At 64.1% G+C, this 14,652-nt stretch carries 13 protein-coding genes and 1 pseudogene; 7 read left to right on the top strand and 7 right to left on the bottom strand.

Features of this window, described 5'->3' with window-relative positions; translation table 11 throughout:
- Nucleotides 1–80: 80 nt before the first annotated feature.
- The 3 genes from AC1RR3_RS35935 to AC1RR3_RS35925 all read right to left on the bottom strand — a co-directional run bounded on the left by AC1RR3_RS35935 (nt 81) and on the right by AC1RR3_RS35925 (nt 4,399).
- Nucleotides 81–1,328: a flavin monoamine oxidase family protein gene (locus AC1RR3_RS35935; protein ID WP_492829603.1), complete on the bottom strand. Its 1,248-nt coding sequence runs from the start codon at nt 1,326–1,328 to the stop codon at nt 81–83.
- Between the two features lie 174 nt (nt 1,329–1,502).
- Nucleotides 1,503–3,329 (bottom strand): translational GTPase TypA, encoded by a 1,827-nt coding sequence (gene typA, locus AC1RR3_RS35930; protein ID WP_008136739.1) that lies wholly within the window; start codon nt 3,327–3,329, stop codon nt 1,503–1,505.
- A 293-nt stretch (nt 3,330–3,622) separates the two neighbouring features.
- Nucleotides 3,623–4,399, bottom strand: a complete 777-nt coding sequence (locus AC1RR3_RS35925; RefSeq protein WP_492829601.1) for a Crp/Fnr family transcriptional regulator — start codon at nt 4,397–4,399, stop codon at nt 3,623–3,625.
- Nucleotides 4,400–4,584: 185 nt separating this feature from the next.
- On the opposite strand from AC1RR3_RS35925, the gene AC1RR3_RS35920 reads away from it, so the two are divergent.
- Entirely contained in the window at nt 4,585–4,968 is a 384-nt protein-coding gene (locus AC1RR3_RS35920) for a response regulator (RefSeq protein WP_492829599.1), read from the top strand.
- Between the two features lie 19 nt (nt 4,969–4,987).
- Here AC1RR3_RS35920 and AC1RR3_RS35915 read toward each other — a convergent pair whose 3' ends face one another.
- Nucleotides 4,988–6,529, bottom strand: a complete 1,542-nt coding sequence (locus tag AC1RR3_RS35915; RefSeq protein WP_492829597.1) for an alkaline phosphatase D family protein — start codon at nt 6,527–6,529, stop codon at nt 4,988–4,990.
- Between the two features lie 98 nt (nt 6,530–6,627).
- Complete coding sequence (locus tag AC1RR3_RS35910; RefSeq protein ID WP_492829595.1) at nt 6,628–8,073, bottom strand: TAXI family TRAP transporter solute-binding subunit; 1,446 nt, start codon at nt 8,071–8,073, stop codon at nt 6,628–6,630.
- Between the two features lie 152 nt (nt 8,074–8,225).
- Between AC1RR3_RS35910 and AC1RR3_RS35905 the strand changes: the two genes are divergently transcribed.
- Together AC1RR3_RS35905 and AC1RR3_RS35900 are read left to right on the top strand one after the other, a co-directional pair.
- Nucleotides 8,226–8,528 (top strand): 4a-hydroxytetrahydrobiopterin dehydratase, encoded by a 303-nt coding sequence (locus AC1RR3_RS35905; protein WP_492829593.1) that lies wholly within the window; start codon nt 8,226–8,228, stop codon nt 8,526–8,528.
- 89 nt (nt 8,529–8,617) lie between these two features.
- A complete protein-coding gene (locus tag AC1RR3_RS35900; protein ID WP_492829591.1) occupies nt 8,618–9,010 on the top strand; it encodes a YkvA family protein in 393 nt (130 codons plus the stop codon).
- Nucleotides 9,011–9,163: 153 nt separating this feature from the next.
- Here AC1RR3_RS35900 and AC1RR3_RS35895 read toward each other — a convergent pair.
- Nucleotides 9,164–9,595: pseudogene (locus tag AC1RR3_RS35895) on the bottom strand (TAXI family TRAP transporter solute-binding subunit); the annotation flags it as partial.
- Nucleotides 9,596–9,782: 187 nt separating this feature from the next.
- Nucleotides 9,783–10,757 carry an NADPH:quinone oxidoreductase family protein gene (locus AC1RR3_RS35890; protein ID WP_492829589.1) on the bottom strand — a complete coding sequence of 325 codons (975 nt, stop codon included), beginning with the start codon at nt 10,755–10,757 and terminating at the stop codon, nt 9,783–9,785.
- A 230-nt stretch (nt 10,758–10,987) separates the two neighbouring features.
- Between AC1RR3_RS35890 and AC1RR3_RS35885 the strand changes: the two genes are divergently transcribed.
- The 4 genes from AC1RR3_RS35885 (at nt 10,988) to AC1RR3_RS35870 (ending at nt 14,548) form a co-directional block, all read left to right on the top strand.
- Nucleotides 10,988–11,827 carry an SDR family oxidoreductase gene (locus tag AC1RR3_RS35885; protein ID WP_492829587.1) on the top strand — a complete coding sequence of 280 codons (840 nt, stop codon included), beginning with the start codon at nt 10,988–10,990 and terminating at the stop codon, nt 11,825–11,827.
- Nucleotides 11,828–11,943: 116 nt separating this feature from the next.
- Nucleotides 11,944–12,591 carry an invasion associated locus B family protein gene (locus AC1RR3_RS35880; RefSeq protein WP_492829585.1) on the top strand — a complete coding sequence of 216 codons (648 nt, stop codon included), beginning with the start codon at nt 11,944–11,946 and terminating at the stop codon, nt 12,589–12,591.
- A 132-nt stretch (nt 12,592–12,723) separates the two neighbouring features.
- Nucleotides 12,724–13,926 (top strand): dual-specificity RNA methyltransferase RlmN, encoded by a 1,203-nt coding sequence (rlmN, locus tag AC1RR3_RS35875; RefSeq protein ID WP_492829583.1) that lies wholly within the window; start codon nt 12,724–12,726, stop codon nt 13,924–13,926.
- 133 nt (nt 13,927–14,059) lie between these two features.
- Nucleotides 14,060–14,548 (top strand): hypothetical protein, encoded by a 489-nt coding sequence (locus tag AC1RR3_RS35870; protein ID WP_492829581.1) that lies wholly within the window; start codon nt 14,060–14,062, stop codon nt 14,546–14,548.
- The last annotated feature ends 104 nt before the right edge of the window (nt 14,549–14,652 follow it).

The following is a 14,652-nucleotide window of genomic DNA, read 5'->3' as shown; positions in this document are numbered from 1 at the left end:
AGCGCAGCGAAGCAATCCAGAATCCCTCCGCGGAAAGACTCTGGATTGCTTCGCTGCGCTCGCAATGACGGAGTGTGTGGTTACGGTTTGCTCAGAGTCGCCAGCACTTCACCCGCCGCCCGTTCTCCGCTGTCCCGCGCGCCATGCGCTGTTGTGAAGAAGGTTGGCGATGTCGCCTCGCCGGCAAAAAACAATCGGCCATCCACAGGCGCGGCCAGCACGGCGCGATCCCCCGCATGCCCGGGCAGTGCATGCGAATACGATCCTCGCGCAAAGGGATCGTGCGCCCAGCGCGACTCGTACAGCGGCTTCAGGCTGCGGCGGATGTCGTTGCCGAGTAAGCCTGCGATCTCGTCGATGCTGTGTGCGGCGATCGCGCCTTCACCGGCGTCTTCCAGCTCGCGGGCAAAGCTGCCGCCGAAAAAACCTTCGATGCAGGGCTGGCCGAACGGGCGGATATGGTAGGTGCCCATCTTCGTGCGCATGGTGGCGCCGCGCAGGTTTCCTTCTTTCGGGAAGGCTTCGGCATCGCTGAGCGCCAACGTCACCTTGTCGTCCACGCCGAGCGGCAGGCCGGCTGCGGCGCTCACCTTTGAAGGGAGCGGCGGCGAAAAGCGGATCGCTTCGTCAGCGATGAGATTGGTTGGGACGGTGACGATCACCTGATCCGCAGTCAACGTGCCCTGCGATGTCTCGATGCGGATGCGCTTTCCGGAATGATCGATCAGCGTGACGGTGCAGTTCAGCGCGACCGCGCAGGGTGCGCCGTAGGCAGCGACCAGCGCGCCGTAGCCGCGGCGGACGCGCCAATTGGCGTCGGTGTCCTCGTAGGCGTCCCAGTCCAGTGTGGACATGTCCTTGAGTTCGCAGCCGTTGATGTAGGTCGAGATCGCGTCGATCATGGGATTCCAGCGGTTGCCGGGCTCCAGGCTCAGGCTCGCCGGTTCGTCCTTGCCCTTCTGCGCGGCCTGCCAGAGACGCTCGTAGAACGCGTCCATCGCACGCATGAAATCGTCACGCTCGCTTTGCGGAAAGGCATTGCCGAAGGCGCGCTCGCGCCAGGGCGGCAGGTCCCTGTTGACCTCGAAACCGAGTTGCTGCGCGATGGTGACGAAGGAGTTCTTGTCCGCCGAGTGCAGCCAGCCGCAGCCGACGTCGAAGGTCACGTCAGGTGAGGCTTGTACGGTCCAGGCGCGGCCGCCGAGCCGATCGCGGGCCTCCAGCACGATCACGGAGAGGTCGGAGCCGGCCAACGCATGCGCTGCGCCGAGGCCGGCGGCGCCGGCGCCGATGATCGCGACGTTGACGGAGGAGGGCAGAGAGCTCATGGGCGGGCTCTAGCACGTCCGCAGGGCGTGCTGAAGCCGCCACGCGCACAGCTGTCATCACCCGCGAAGGCGGGTGATCCAGTATCCCAGAGACGGTCGTTGTAGAGTCGAGGAGCTGCGGCGTACTGGATTCCCCGCCTTCGCGGGGAATGACAGTCGTTGAGCAGGGTGGCCTTACGCCACCGCTTCCTTGGACTTTTCCGCGCGCTTGCGCTCGTTCGGGTCGAGGTGCTTCTTGCGCAGGCGGATCGACTTCGGGGTGATCTCGACCAGCTCGTCGTCCTCGATATAGGCCAGCGCCTTTTCGAGCGTCATGCGGATCGGCGGGGTTAGGCGCACAGCCTCGTCCTTCGAGGTCGTGCGGATGTTGGTGAGCTGCTTGCCCTTGAGCACGTTGATCTCGAGATCGTTGTCGCGGGTGTGCTCGCCGACGATCATGCCCTTGTAAACCTTCCAGCCGGGCTCGATCATCATCGGGCCGCGGTCTTCCAGCTTGAACATGGCATAGGCGACCGCTTCGCCCTGGTCGTTGGAGATTAGGACGCCGTTGCGGCGGCCCTGGATCGGGCCCTTGTAGGGCAGGTAGTTGTGGAACAGGCGGTTCATGATCGCCGTGCCCTTGGTATCGGTCATCAGCTCGCCCTGGTAGCCGATCAGGCCACGGGTCGGCGCGTAGAACACCAGACGCAGGCGGTTGCCGCCGGACGGCCTCATCTCGATCAGCTCGGACTTGCGCTCGCTCATCTTCTGCACGACGACGCCGGAATGCTCCTCGTCGACGTCGATCACGACTTCCTCGATCGGCTCCAGGGTCTGGCCGGTGGCTTCGTCCTTCTGGAACACGACGCGCGGACGCGACACCGAGAGCTCAAAGCCCTCGCGGCGCATGGTCTCGATCAGGATCGCGAGCTGCAATTCGCCGCGACCCGAGACTTCCATCGCGTCCTTGTCCTGGGACTCGACCACGCGCAGCGCGACGTTGCCCTCGGCCTCGCGCAACAGACGGTCGCGGATCAGGCGGCTGGTGACCTTGTCGCCTTCGGTGCCGGCGAGCGGCGAGTTGTTGACGATGAACGACATCGACACGGTCGGCGGATCGATCGGCTGCGCCTGCAGCGGGATCTCGACGGTCGGATCGCAGAACGTGTCGGCCACGGTGCCCTTGGGCAGTCCGGCGATGGCGACAATGTCGCCGGCTTCGGCAATATCGACCGGCTGGCGCTCAAGGCCGCGGAACGCCAGGATCTTGCTGATCCGGCCGGTTTCCACCAGCTTGCCGTCACGTGACAGCACTTTCACGGCTTGGTTCGGCTTCACCGTGCCGGATGTGATGCGGCCGGTGATGATGCGGCCGAGATAGGGGTTGGCCTCGAGAATCGTGCCGAGCAGCCGGAACGGACCTTCCTCGACCACCGGCGGCGCCACATGCTTGATGACGAGATCGAACAGCGGCTTCATGCCGACGTCATGGGATGCGTCCGGCGAGTCAGCCATCCAGCCGTTCTTGCCCGACCCGTAGAGGATCGGGAAGTCGAGCTGCTCGTCGGTAGCGTCCAGCGCCGCGAACAGGTCGAACACCTCGTTGACGACTTCGGAGATGCGGGCGTCAGGACGATCGACCTTGTTGATGGCGACGATCGGCTTCAGGCCGAGCTTGAGCGCCTTGCCGACCACGAATTTGGTCTGCGGCATCGGGCCTTCAGCGGCGTCGACCAGCACGATCACGCCATCGACCATCGACAGGATACGCTCGACCTCACCGCCGAAATCGGCGTGGCCGGGGGTGTCGACGATGTTGATCTGGGTGTCTTTCCACTGCACCGAAGTGCATTTGGCCAGAATGGTGATGCCGCGCTCGCGTTCCAGATCGTTGGAATCCATCGCGCGCTCGACCTGGCGCTGGTTGTCGCGATAGGTGCCGGACTGCTGCAGCAGCTTGTCGACCAGAGTGGTCTTGCCGTGGTCGACGTGGGCGATGATGGCGATGTTGCGGAGGTTCATGGGTGAGCTTCTTTGCGGTCGGACAATGGGTTAAGCGCGATCTCGCCGGTCAAGCCGGGACCTTTTCAGGGACAACGCTGGAAACGTGGAAAACGGGGCCTGCTACGCCCAAAAAGGAAACCCGGCCATATCGACCGGGCACCCTACGCGTTTGCGGCGCAATATAAGCAAAAACCGCCAAAAAACAATGCGTTCTTTCGGGGTTGGTTGACTGAATTTTGTCCGGGATTCCCCGGGACTTAGGGGCAATTCGGGGTCAAACCGGCCGTTTGTTCAGGGGGCGGCCGCCGCGATCAACCCTGCGCCGAGTTGGGGCTCGCCTCCTCCGTCGGGTAGACGCCGCGCAGCACCTCCTCGAAATGGGTCTTCACCGCCTCGTTGCACAGGCAGGCGCGCAGGCGCAGGCCATCGCGGTTGCGGACCAGGATCGAGCCGCGCCGCGTCTCGAGGACGCCTTCGACCCTGAACGACTGGAGCACGCGGCTCGCATAGCTGCGACCCACCCCGAGCAGCGTCGCCAGCTGCTCATGCGTCAACGGCACGCTGTTCTCGTCGCCGGTCCGCTCCATCGCCGCCAGAATCCATTTCGCCGTACGCTGCTCGATCGAGTGGATGGCATTGCAGGCGGTTGACTGGAAGATTTGCGCCAGCATGCAGTCGGCATAGCGGGCGAAGATGTTGCGCAGCGACGGCGAACGTAATTTGGCCGCCTCCAACTTGGCGACGTGAATGCGCGCAAACGGGCCGCCGAATTTCACGCAGATGCGGGTGTAGGCCGGCAGAAAACCCTCGCTGACGATGCCGCCGACCGCGCCCTCGCGGCCGACCAGGATGGTCTCGACGTCGCGGCCGTCCTCGTTGGGAACGAGAAACGTCGCGAGCGAGGGACCGCACGGAAAGTGCACGACCTGGACATCGTCGCCGGGACTGTAGAGCAGATCGCTGGCTGCAGCGTCGTCAACGCTGACGTGAGGCGCGAGCAGCGCGTAGTCCGCCGGGCTCAAGCGCCGCAGCAGATTGTTGGCCGGGCGGCTGCCGATTTCGTTTGTCTTGCTGATACGCACGTCCATCGTAAATCCCCTGCTCGCCTTTCGACACTAGCGAGGTCCGTCCGTTGGCTGTGTGCACAAGTGGACAGACGTGGAAACTGTTGTGTGGTGAGTTTCGTTCCGGGAACCCTCCGATGCGCTGGGCGCAGGCGTCGAGATGCGGCTGTCCTGATTGGAAAATGATGCAGCCCTCAATAGCCAGGATCATGATACCTGCTTCCCCGGACGGCTCTGCCGACGTGCCCGCCGATGTCCTGATCGTCGAGGACGATCCGATCATCGCCATCGACTTCGAGGATCGTCTGCTGGGTTTTGGCGTGACGAGCGTGCGCACCGTGGGGTCAGTGGCGCAGGCGCTGGCGGTGATCACCAAGCGTCCGCCCGATTTCGCGCTGCTCGATGTCGAGCTCATCCGCGAGAAGAGCTTTGCGATCGCCGACCGGCTGGCGGCCCTGAAAATTCCCTTCGTCTTTGTGACCGGTTACGGCGCGGAGACGAGCATTCCCGCGCAGTTCGCTGCACGGCCGCGTCTGCAAAAGCCGTGCTCCAGCGATGCGCTGGAGGCCGCGCTGCGGACACGCGGATCCTGACGGCGCGCCGGCGTCAGCCTCAGGCGAGCTTCGGATCGAGCGTGGTCGACCACAGCGCGACATCGGCGCGGTCACGCAAGGTCACAATCATCTGGCCCGAGGCGCCGTCGATCTTGACGTGACCGAAGAACTGCATGCCGGCGGACGGCGGCAGATTCTGATTGTCCTTCCCCGGCGCCTTGACGAAGCGCACCTCGGGCCCAAACGTGTTGTCGAGCGCGTTCGGACCGAATGTGCCTGCATGCAGCGGGCCCGACACGAATTCCCAGAACGGCTCGAACTCCTGGAATTGGGCCTTGTTCGGATCGTAATAGTGCGCGGCGGCGTAGTGCACGTCCGCGGTCAGCCACACCGTGTTGCTAACAGGCGCCATCTTGATGAAGCGCAGGATGTCGGCGATCTCGAACTCTCGGCCACGCACCGGGCCGTCGCCCTGCGCAATGGCTTCCGATCCGCCCTTCGGCGTGTCGGAGACGACGAGGCTGAGCGGCATGTCGGACGCGATCACCTTCCAGGTCGCGCGCGAGTTGAGGAGGCCGCGCTTGAGCCAGGCGATCTGGTCCGGGCCGAGAAAATAGCTGGCGGGGTCGTAAGTGGTTTCGAGATTGGCACCGTTCGGGCCGCGATAGCTGCGCTCGTCGAGCACGAATACGTCCAGATGCGGGCCGTAGGAGATCTGGCGATAGACGCGGCCCGGCTCAACGATGCTCTCGCGCAGCGGATACATCTCGTGAAAAGCGCGGCCCGCGCGGGCTGCGAGCAGTGAGATGTCGCGCACCTTGTAGGACGCCGGCAATTCTTTCGACAGCGACCAGTTGTTGGTCACCTCATGGTCGTCCCACTGCACGAAGATCGGCACCTCGGCATTGAAGGCGCGGAGATTGTCGTCGGTAAGATTGTATTTGTGCGCGGCGCGGTACTCGTCCAGCGTTTCAGCGACCTTGGCCTTTTCGGGGATGGTGACGTTCTTCCAGGTCTTGCCGTCGGCGAGCTTTACCTCGGATTCAATCGGGCCGTCCGCATAGATGGTGTCGCCGGAATGCAGGAAGAAATCCGGACGATGCTTGCGCATCGCGGAGAAGGTGACCATGCCGCCATCGTCGGGATTGATGCCCCAGCCTTGACCTGCGACATCGCCGCCCCAGACGAAGCTGACGTCGCGGCGATCGGCCGGCGCCGTGCGGAAGCGACCGATCACCGGCTCGCCCTCGATCGCAGTGTGCGAGAGATCGCGGAAGCGAACGCGATAGAAGATGTCCTGGCCGCCCGGCAGGTTCTCGATCAGCATCTTTGCGGTGAAGTCGGTTTCGGGCAGCGCCGCGATCGGCGGCAGCGTGCGGGCGTCCTTGAAGGACTCCGTCGTCGCGACTTCGACCAGCATCTGCGACGGACGGTCGGCGCGCGCCCACACCACGCCGCCGTCGGCGGTGACGTCGCCTGACTGCACGCCATGGGTGACCGCAGGCCGGTCGGCTGCGCGCGAGAGACGGGGCATCGCGATGGTGCCAAGCGCACCGGCGCCGGCGGTGAGAAAGCGGCGGCGTGAGAATTTGATGTGCATGATGGATTCGCTGGCTGTTCCGTGCGCATGGCGCGGTCCGGAATGACAGCGAGAGCTATATTGATGCAATGTGACGCCGCGATTACGCGGCCAGGCGTTTATGCGTTGCCCGCGGCCCTGAACTGCGCGCCTGCGCGTTGCAGGTTCTGCGGCATGCTGAACAGCACCGCCTTGCGGTCGGCGACGGCGACGTGGAACTGGTCGAGCACGATGTTGAACGCGGTGAGCGCGCCCTCTTCAATCGCGCCGTGATCGAAGCAGCGCAGCGTGTCGCGCAAAATCTCGTCGGCCTCGGTCTGCATCTGGTCGAGCTCTTCGGTCGTTTCGCTCTTCCGCGCCGCGGCGATCATGTCGAACAGCCGTTCCCGCAGATGACTGTTGTTGTCGCGCTCGTCCTTCTTCAGATAGCCTGCGAACCATGCGCCGATCGAGCCCATGGCCGAGAGCGCCATCAGGCTCCACCAGATGTAGTCGCTGTATTTGTCGAGGAACGTCTTTTCCTCGCCGTCGACGAAGGCGGCGGCGCCGGGATGCACCGGGATCACCGCATCCTTATCGGTGTCGGGTGTTTCGATCTTTGCAGCCAGCGGGAATTCCGTCACCAGTTGCTGGCGTACGGAAAAAAGCTGCCGCGTGAATGCTGCGACATTGGTCTCCGACAAGCCTTTGCGCGCCACGATATGGTGCGAGAAGCTGATCGTCTTGACCTCGTCGTCGGGACGATCCGGCGAGCCGCCAAAAGTGCCCGCAGGGATCTCGGACGCTTCGTAGACCGGATGGTTCTGCGCGATCGCATCCGCGGAATCGATCGCAAGGAAATTCGGCGTGCCGACATCCTTGGATGAGGCGGCGATCGCGTCAGCCGTGATCTTGCTGTTGACGGGGCCGGCCGCGAGATAGGCGTCGGCCTTCTGGGTCTTGATCGCCTCAGCGGCTTCGTTGGCCGGGTATTGCACGATCTCGACCTTGGCGGGATCGACGCCGTATTGCTGCAGGATCACCTTGAGCAGGTTGACGTTGGCCTGGGTGCGGCCAACCACGCCGACGCGATGGCCGGCGAGCTGCGCGATCTTGGTGATCTTCGGGCCCTTCTTTTTGCCCTTGCCGGGCACGGACCACAGCACCACGACATTCTTGCGCAGGGTCGCGACTGCTTGCGCGTTCTTGGGCACGTCGACGTCGCCGCGCACGATGGCGAGATCGGCCTTGCCCTCCGCCAGCAAATCGGCGCTGGCAGTGGCGCCGTCGGTCTGGATCGGACGCAGCCGTACATAACTCTTGTGCTGCGCGAAGGCCTGGGTCAGTGCCTGCACGACCTTGACGTCGTCGCTGTTGGCGGGACCGACCGCGACCTTGAAGATTACGGGACGCATGGCAAAGTAGTAGCCGCCGACGAGCGCGCCGATGATGGCCAGCACGAGTGCGAGAGACACGAGTGCCGTCTTCCGCGCCGCGGATCGCGGCGAAGGCGGGGTGGGCGCTTCGGCCAGGTCCAATCCCCCGGTCATCGATCTCCCAAACAGGCGCTTGAGGCTCAGTTTCATCTTGGCCGGCGATTTACGCCCGCAAGTGTAGCAAATTTCTTGTCCTGCGGGGTTACATCTCCGTCATGGTTAGCGGATGGACGAAATCCCTTGTGAACCCGGACCGTAAGCACGGTGTTAGGGTAAAGTTCCCCTGAAGGACGGAGGCAATCATGGCAGAGCGGCTGACAGCGGAGGCGCGCAAGCAGGCGCTGGGCGGAATCCCCGGCTGGTCCGAGGTTCAGGGCCGCGACGCGATCGGGAAAACCTTTGTCTTCAAGGATTTCAACGAGGCTTTCGGCTTCATGACCCGCGCGGCGCTGGTCGCCGAGAAGATGGATCACCATCCGGAATGGCGCAACGTCTACAAGACGGTAGAGGTGGTGCTGTCGACCCATGATGCCGGCGGCGTCACCAAGCTCGACATCGAGCTCGCCAAGGCGATGAACGCGATCGCCAAGCTGACGCAGGGCTGACATCTTGCGAGGCGCCGCTGCATCCCCATCTTGTGATCGGCAGGAGATGCGGCCATCGGCCGCGCCCGACGGAAGGGAGTTTATCGAACATGGCCGCCGAACACAGCGTCGGCTTCGAGCCGGCCGATCGGCTCGCGGAAGATCGTGAGAGCGTTCGCCGCCGCTTCTGGCGCAAGCTGAAGCGCGTCGCCGCGCATCTGCCGTTCGCCGAAGATCTGCTCGCCGCTTATTATTGTGCCTTCGACCGGCAGACGCCGCGCCATGTCCAGGCTTCGCTGCTGGGCGCGATCGCCTATTTCATCCTGCCGTTCGATTTCGTCCCCGACGTGATGCCGATCCTCGGCTTCACCGACGACGCCGCCGTGCTGGCGACGGCTATCCGCATGGTCGCGGGCCACATCACGACAGAGCATCGCGAGGCCGCGCGCGCCGCGCTGAAGCGCGGGGTGGATGAGGGCGATTCGAAAGCAGAAGCAGCGTAACCGTTACCGCCACGCATTCCGCGGTCATTCCCCGCGAAAGCGGGGAATCCAGTACGCCGCGGCTTCGCGATTCAATCATCGGCGTCACGGCGTACTGGATCGCCCGGTCAAGCCGGGCGATGACACTGAGTGTGTGAAGGCGAGACGCGCCCGCTACTTCTTCTCGGCCGCCCGCGCCTTCTCCGCGTCCCACGCCTGGAATTGCCTGAACAGCGTCTCCTTCTCCGCGTCGGACACGTTCGCAGCCGTGGGGCTCTGTTTCAGGAACGCCTCGAAGCGTTGGCGTGTCACCGGCTCTACGCCGTGTTTGTCGAGCCATTGCTGCGCCACCGGCAATCTGTTCCAGCCGGACAAGGGCGCCGCGAGCGAGACCTCCTTCCACTTGGGATGGAACGGCGGGTTCTGAAGCGCCGGGAATTTCGTGAAGAAGGCGTCCACGAACAGCGCGAGCTTGCGATAGCGCTCGGTGTTGGGCGCCCAATTATAGGCCGCGAGCACCGCGGGGACCGCGATCGTGTCCACGCTCTCGCCCTCCTTGATCAGGTTCGGATAGTCCTTCGCGGTCAGCGTCGCCGGCAGATAGTCGAAATGCACCGCAATTTCCGCAGCGATGGTTGAGGGCAATTTTATCAAGGGCGCAGAGACGCAATGCCCGCGAGAAGCGGGAGATGGCCAAGCTGCCCGTCTCATATTCTGGGTCGCCCGGTTGAGCCGGGCGACGACAGTCGAGTGTGTGGGGACCGCTCGTGGCGACTCGCGCCGCCGCGCATGCTCACGGATGCAGGATCACCTTGCCCATCGCCTGGCGTCCCGCCAGCACCTTCAATGCATCGGCGGTCTGGGCCAGCGGGAAGGTGCGGTCGACATGCGATGAAATCTTTCCTTCCGCCGTCCACCTCACCAGCTTCTCGAGATTGGCGCGGTTCTTCTCCGGGTTGAGCCGGGTCCAGGCGCCCCAAAATACGCCGCGGATGTCACAGCCCTTCAGCAGCGCGAGATTCAGCGGCATTTTTGGAATGTCGCCGGCGGCAAAGCCGATCACGAGGAAGCGGCCTTCCCAGGCGATCGAGCGCAGCGCCTGCTCGGCATAGGCGCCGCCCACCGGATCGAAGATGATGTCGACGCCCTTGCCGCCCGTGAGCTTGCGCAGGCCTTCCTTCAAATCTTCCTTGCCGTAGTTCAGCGTCAGCTCGGCGCCATGGGCTTTGGCGAATTCAAGCTTCTCGTCCGACGAGGCGCAGGCGATCACCTTCAGGCCCATCAGCTTGCCGAGCTCGCAGGCGGCAAGGCCGGTGCCGCCGGCTGCGCCAAGCACTGCCAGCGTCTCGCCCGGCTTCGGACTGGCGCGATCTTCCAGCGCATGCAGCGCGGTGCCGTAGATGATGATGATGCCGGCCGCGCGGTCATAATCGAGATTGTCCGGAATCTTCACGATTCCTGCCGCCGGCAGCGCGATCTTTTCGCGCGCGCCGTTGTGGCCGCAGGACGCGACCACGCGATCGCCAACCTTCACATCGGTGACCCCCGGACCGACGCTCTCGATCACGCCCGCGACTTCAGCGGCCGGCGAGAACGGGAACGGCGGCTTGATCTGGTACTTGCCCTGGATCATCAGGATGTCGAAGAAGTTCAGCGCCGCCGCCTTGATCGCGATCACGGCCTCGCCGGGTCCCGCCACCGGATCCGGCACGTCGGCAAGCACGAGATCGTCGGGCTGGCAATATTGCGAGCAGAGGATGGCTTTCATGGCGGCACCTTCTTGAGAAGTACTGGCGTTTCGAGGTGGAATTATAATTGGATCGTTTCTGCCGGATTTAGCGCGGCCGGACAATCCGGATTCTTTTGTTTAAGGAGCGCGCGAGCCTATCCTCGTCATTGCGAGGAGCGCAGCGACGAAGCAATCCAGACTATTTCCGCAGGACGGACACTGGATTGCTTCGCTTCGCTCGCAATGACGGAAGAGAAAGGATTCGAACGATGTTTGAAACGGGTCTGCTCAGGAACAAGCGCATCCTCGTTACCGGTGGTGGCTCGGGTCTCGGCGCCGCGATGGGACGACGTTTCCTCGCGCTCGGCGCCGAGCTCGTGATCTGCGGCCGCAAGCTCGATCGGCTGGACGCAGCCGCGAGCGAGATGCGCGCGCAGACCAGTGGCAAGGTCACCACCATCGCCTGCGATATCCGCGATGGCGCGGCCGTCGACGCCATGATGGATGTGATCTGGCGCGAGGCGCCGCTCGACATCCTCGTCAACAACGCTGCTGCAACCTTCATCGCACAGAGCGAGCATCTCTCCTTCCGCGCCGCCGATGCGATCCTGGCGCCGACGCTGCATGGTGCGATGTATTGCACGCTCGCCGCCGGCAAGCGCTGGATCGACGGCAAGCACGGCGGCGTCGTGCTCTCGATCCTGTCGACCTCGACCATCACCGGCCGCGCCTTCACCGTGCCGTCGGCGATGGCCAAATCGGCGGTGCTGGCGATGACCAAGAGCCTCGCGGTGGAGTGGGGCCCGAAGGGCATCCGCACCGTCGCGATCGCGCCGGGGCCGTTCCCGACATCAGGCGCATCGGGGCAGCTCCGCCCCGAGGGCCGTGACGAGGGCTGGACCGCGCGCAATCCAATGGGGCGCACCGGCGAGCACAGCGAGCTCGCCGATCTCGCCAGCTTCCTGGTCTCCGACCGCGCCGGCTACATCAACGGCGAGATGGTGGTGATCGACGGCGGCGCGCATCTGCGCAGTTCCGGCGCCGAGGATTTGCTCGGCTGGACTGATGCACAATGGTCCGACCAGCGCGCCGCGCGTTCGCGGACCTAGCTGCCGTCATCCCGCTAACTGCCTTCCCAAATTGGACTTTCCCGGCTATCCCTGCTGCGGGGACAAAGCGCGGCCGGGCCATCTTCCAGTCACAATATTGAGGGAACCACTCCAGCATGTGGCGGGTGCTATTTTTGGCTTTGATGATGGGCGTGGCGGCGTGGGGAATCACCGATTCCGCGCGGGCTCAGACGGCGCAACCGGCGCCCAAGGCTGCACCGAAAGCGGCTGCACCTGCGGCCAACACGACGGCAAAGACGGCCGCCAAACCCGAGAGCAAGCCGGTGGCTCCGCCCGCGGCGGTTGCGGGCGGCGCCGAGCCGACCCTGATCGGCCAGTTCGGGACCTGGGGCGCCTATTCGGCGACGCCCAACGGCAAGAAGGTCTGCTTTGCGCTGGCAAAACCCTCGTCGTCGAAGACCAACCCGCCGAACCGGCCGCGCGATCCCGCCTATGCCTTCGTCTCGACCCGGCCCGCCGAGAAGGTGAACAACGAAGTCTCGGTCATGATCGGCTATGCGCTGAAGCCCGGCTCGGAATCCTCGGTCGAGGTCGGCGGCGCTGCGTTCGCCATGTACACGCAGGGCGACGGCCTCTGGATCAAGAACGCGGCCGAGGAGGAGCGGATGGTTGAAGCCATGCGCAAATCGGCCGATCTCGTGGTCAAGGGCGTCTCGGCCAAGGGTACGGAGACGACCGACACGTTTTCGCTGAAGGGCCTCGCCCAGGCGCTCGACCGGATTTCGCAGGATTGCAGGCGTTAAGGCTGCGGGCGAGAAGGTCGCAATCGGCCGTTCCGGTTGCTATATAGGGGCGGTTCCAGATTTTTCGCCGTCATGGATGCCCGGGTCAAGCCCGGGCATGACGAGTTTAGACCGCAGATCCTAGGCCCATAGATGCAACCGACGACCGAGCCGCACAACGCAATCCTGGTGGAGAAGACTCCGCTCGAAACCTATGTGCCGCCGGCCAAGCCGTCGCTGATCGGGTTGTCGCGCACCGAGCTTGCCGATCGCCTCGGCGAGATCGGCGTTGCGCCCGCGCAGCGCAAGATGCGCGTGCAGCAGCTGTGGCACTGGATGTATTTCCGCGGCGCCCAGAGCTTCGACGACATGACCTCTGTCTCGAAGGGCATTCGCGCCGAGCTCGCCCAGCATTTCACCGTCGACCGGCCCGAAGTCGTGGCCGAGCAGATCTCCAACGACGGCACCCGCAAATGGCTGCTGCGTCTGCCGAGCGGCGACAATGTCGAGAAGGCGCATGAAGTCGAGTGCGTCTACATCCCCGAGACCGATCGCGGTACGCTCTGCGTCTCCTCCCAGGTCGGCTGCACGTTGAACTGCTCCTTCTGTCACACCGGCACGCAGCGCCTGGTGCGCAACCTCACCGCCGGCGAGATCGTCGGCCAGATCATGGTCGCGCGCGATCGCCTGAACGACTGGGCCGATCGCGAGGACGGCACGCGCCGCGTCACCAACATCGTGATGATGGGCATGGGCGAGCCGCTCTACAATTTCGACGCGGTGCGCGACGCGCTGCTCATCGTCGGCGACAATGAAGGTATCGGCATCTCCCGCCGCCGCATCACGCTGTCGACCTCGGGCGTGGTGCCGAACATCGTGCGCGCCGGCGAGGAGATCGGCGTCATGCTCGCGATCTCGCTGCATGCGGTGCGCGACGAGCTGCGCAACGAACTGGTGCCGCTCAACCGCAAATATCCGATCAAGGAGCTGCTGCAGGCCTGCCGCGACTATCCCGGCGCTTCGAACGCGCGCCGCATCACCTTCGAATATGTGATGCTCAAGGGCGTCAACGATTCGCTCGACGACGCCAAGCTGCTGGTGAAGATGCTCAAGGGCATTCACGCCAAGATCAACCTGATCCCGTTCAATCCCTGGCCCGGCACCGCCTATGAATGCTCGGACTGGGACCAGATCGAAAAATTCTCCGAATACATCTTCAACGCCGGCTATTCCTCGCCGGTGCGCACTCCGCGCGGCCGCGACATCCTCGCCGCCTGCGGCCAGCTCAAGTCGGAAACCGAAAAGCTCTCGGCCAGGGAACGCCAGGCGCTGCGCGCCATGGCAATGACGGATTAGCTTGTTATGCGCAAGCTCTCGCATCCTCGTCATTGCGAGCGAAGCGAAGCAATCCAGAATGTTTCCGCGGCGACAGTCTGGATTGCTTCGTCGCTGCGCTCCTCGCAATGACGGCTGAGTTGGCATTTTCGTCATGTCCCTGATCGGCCGCCTCATCGTCATCTTCGTCGGCTTCCTCGCCGCCTGCTTCGTCGGCGGCATGATCGTCGTCGTCGCGCTGCTGTTTCCGGAATTCGCCGATCTCGGCGCAGGTCCCGTCGATCAGGGCACGATCGACATCCTGCTCGGCTTTGGCTTCATCTTCGTCTCTGGCTTCGCGCTGGTTCCTGCCGCGGTGATCGTCGCGGTCACCGAAGCGCTCTATATCCGCAGCGCGCTGGCTTACGCCGTGGGCGGCGGTGTCGTCGGGCTCGCCTGCTATCTCGGCCTCGTTCCCTTTCATTCCGACACGTTCCAATTCGAGGGCATCGTGCGGCGTCATCTGGAAATCATGACCGGAGCCGGCATCGTCGCCGGCGTCGTCTATTGGCTGATCGCCGGCCGCAACGCCGGCGCCTGGCGCAACCCGCCGCCCCCGCGCAATCCGCCCCCGCCGCTGCCGTCGCATTCAAGGCCGGATTGAGGCGCCGTCATTGCGAGGAGCGAAGCGACGAAGCAATCCAGACTATCGCCGCGGAGACATTCTGGATTGCTTCGCTTCGCTCGCAATGACGGATTCCGGGGTTT

The sequence above is a fragment of the Bradyrhizobium sp. GW821-FHT13H05 genome, from assembly GCF_058804065.1.
The sequence above is the reverse complement of the archived record's forward strand: the minus strand, read 5'-3'. Positions and strand labels throughout refer to the sequence as shown.

Coding starts and splice junctions, on each gene's coding strand:
- AC1RR3_RS35935 (WP_492829603.1), bottom strand. CDS start 1,328: ATGAGCTCTCTGCCCTCCTCCGTCAACGTCGCGATCATCGGCGCCGGC.
- rlmN (WP_492829583.1), top strand. CDS start 12,724: ATGCAACCGACGACCGAGCCGCACAACGCAATCCTGGTGGAGAAGACT.
- AC1RR3_RS35900 (WP_492829591.1), top strand. CDS start 8,618: ATGGCCGCCGAACACAGCGTCGGCTTCGAGCCGGCCGATCGGCTCGCG.
- typA (WP_008136739.1), bottom strand. CDS start 3,329: ATGAACCTCCGCAACATCGCCATCATCGCCCACGTCGACCACGGCAAG.
- AC1RR3_RS35915 (WP_492829597.1), bottom strand. CDS start 6,529: ATGCACATCAAATTCTCACGCCGCCGCTTTCTCACCGCCGGCGCCGGT.
- AC1RR3_RS35890 (WP_492829589.1), bottom strand. CDS start 10,757: ATGAAAGCCATCCTCTGCTCGCAATATTGCCAGCCCGACGATCTCGTG.
- AC1RR3_RS35870 (WP_492829581.1), top strand. CDS start 14,060: ATGTCCCTGATCGGCCGCCTCATCGTCATCTTCGTCGGCTTCCTCGCC.
- AC1RR3_RS35880 (WP_492829585.1), top strand. CDS start 11,944: ATGTGGCGGGTGCTATTTTTGGCTTTGATGATGGGCGTGGCGGCGTGG.
- AC1RR3_RS35925 (WP_492829601.1), bottom strand. CDS start 4,399: ATGGACGTGCGTATCAGCAAGACAAACGAAATCGGCAGCCGCCCGGCC.
- AC1RR3_RS35920 (WP_492829599.1), top strand. CDS start 4,585: ATGATACCTGCTTCCCCGGACGGCTCTGCCGACGTGCCCGCCGATGTC.
- AC1RR3_RS35905 (WP_492829593.1), top strand. CDS start 8,226: ATGGCAGAGCGGCTGACAGCGGAGGCGCGCAAGCAGGCGCTGGGCGGA.
- AC1RR3_RS35910 (WP_492829595.1), bottom strand. CDS start 8,073: ATGAAACTGAGCCTCAAGCGCCTGTTTGGGAGATCGATGACCGGGGGA.
- AC1RR3_RS35885 (WP_492829587.1), top strand. CDS start 10,988: ATGTTTGAAACGGGTCTGCTCAGGAACAAGCGCATCCTCGTTACCGGT.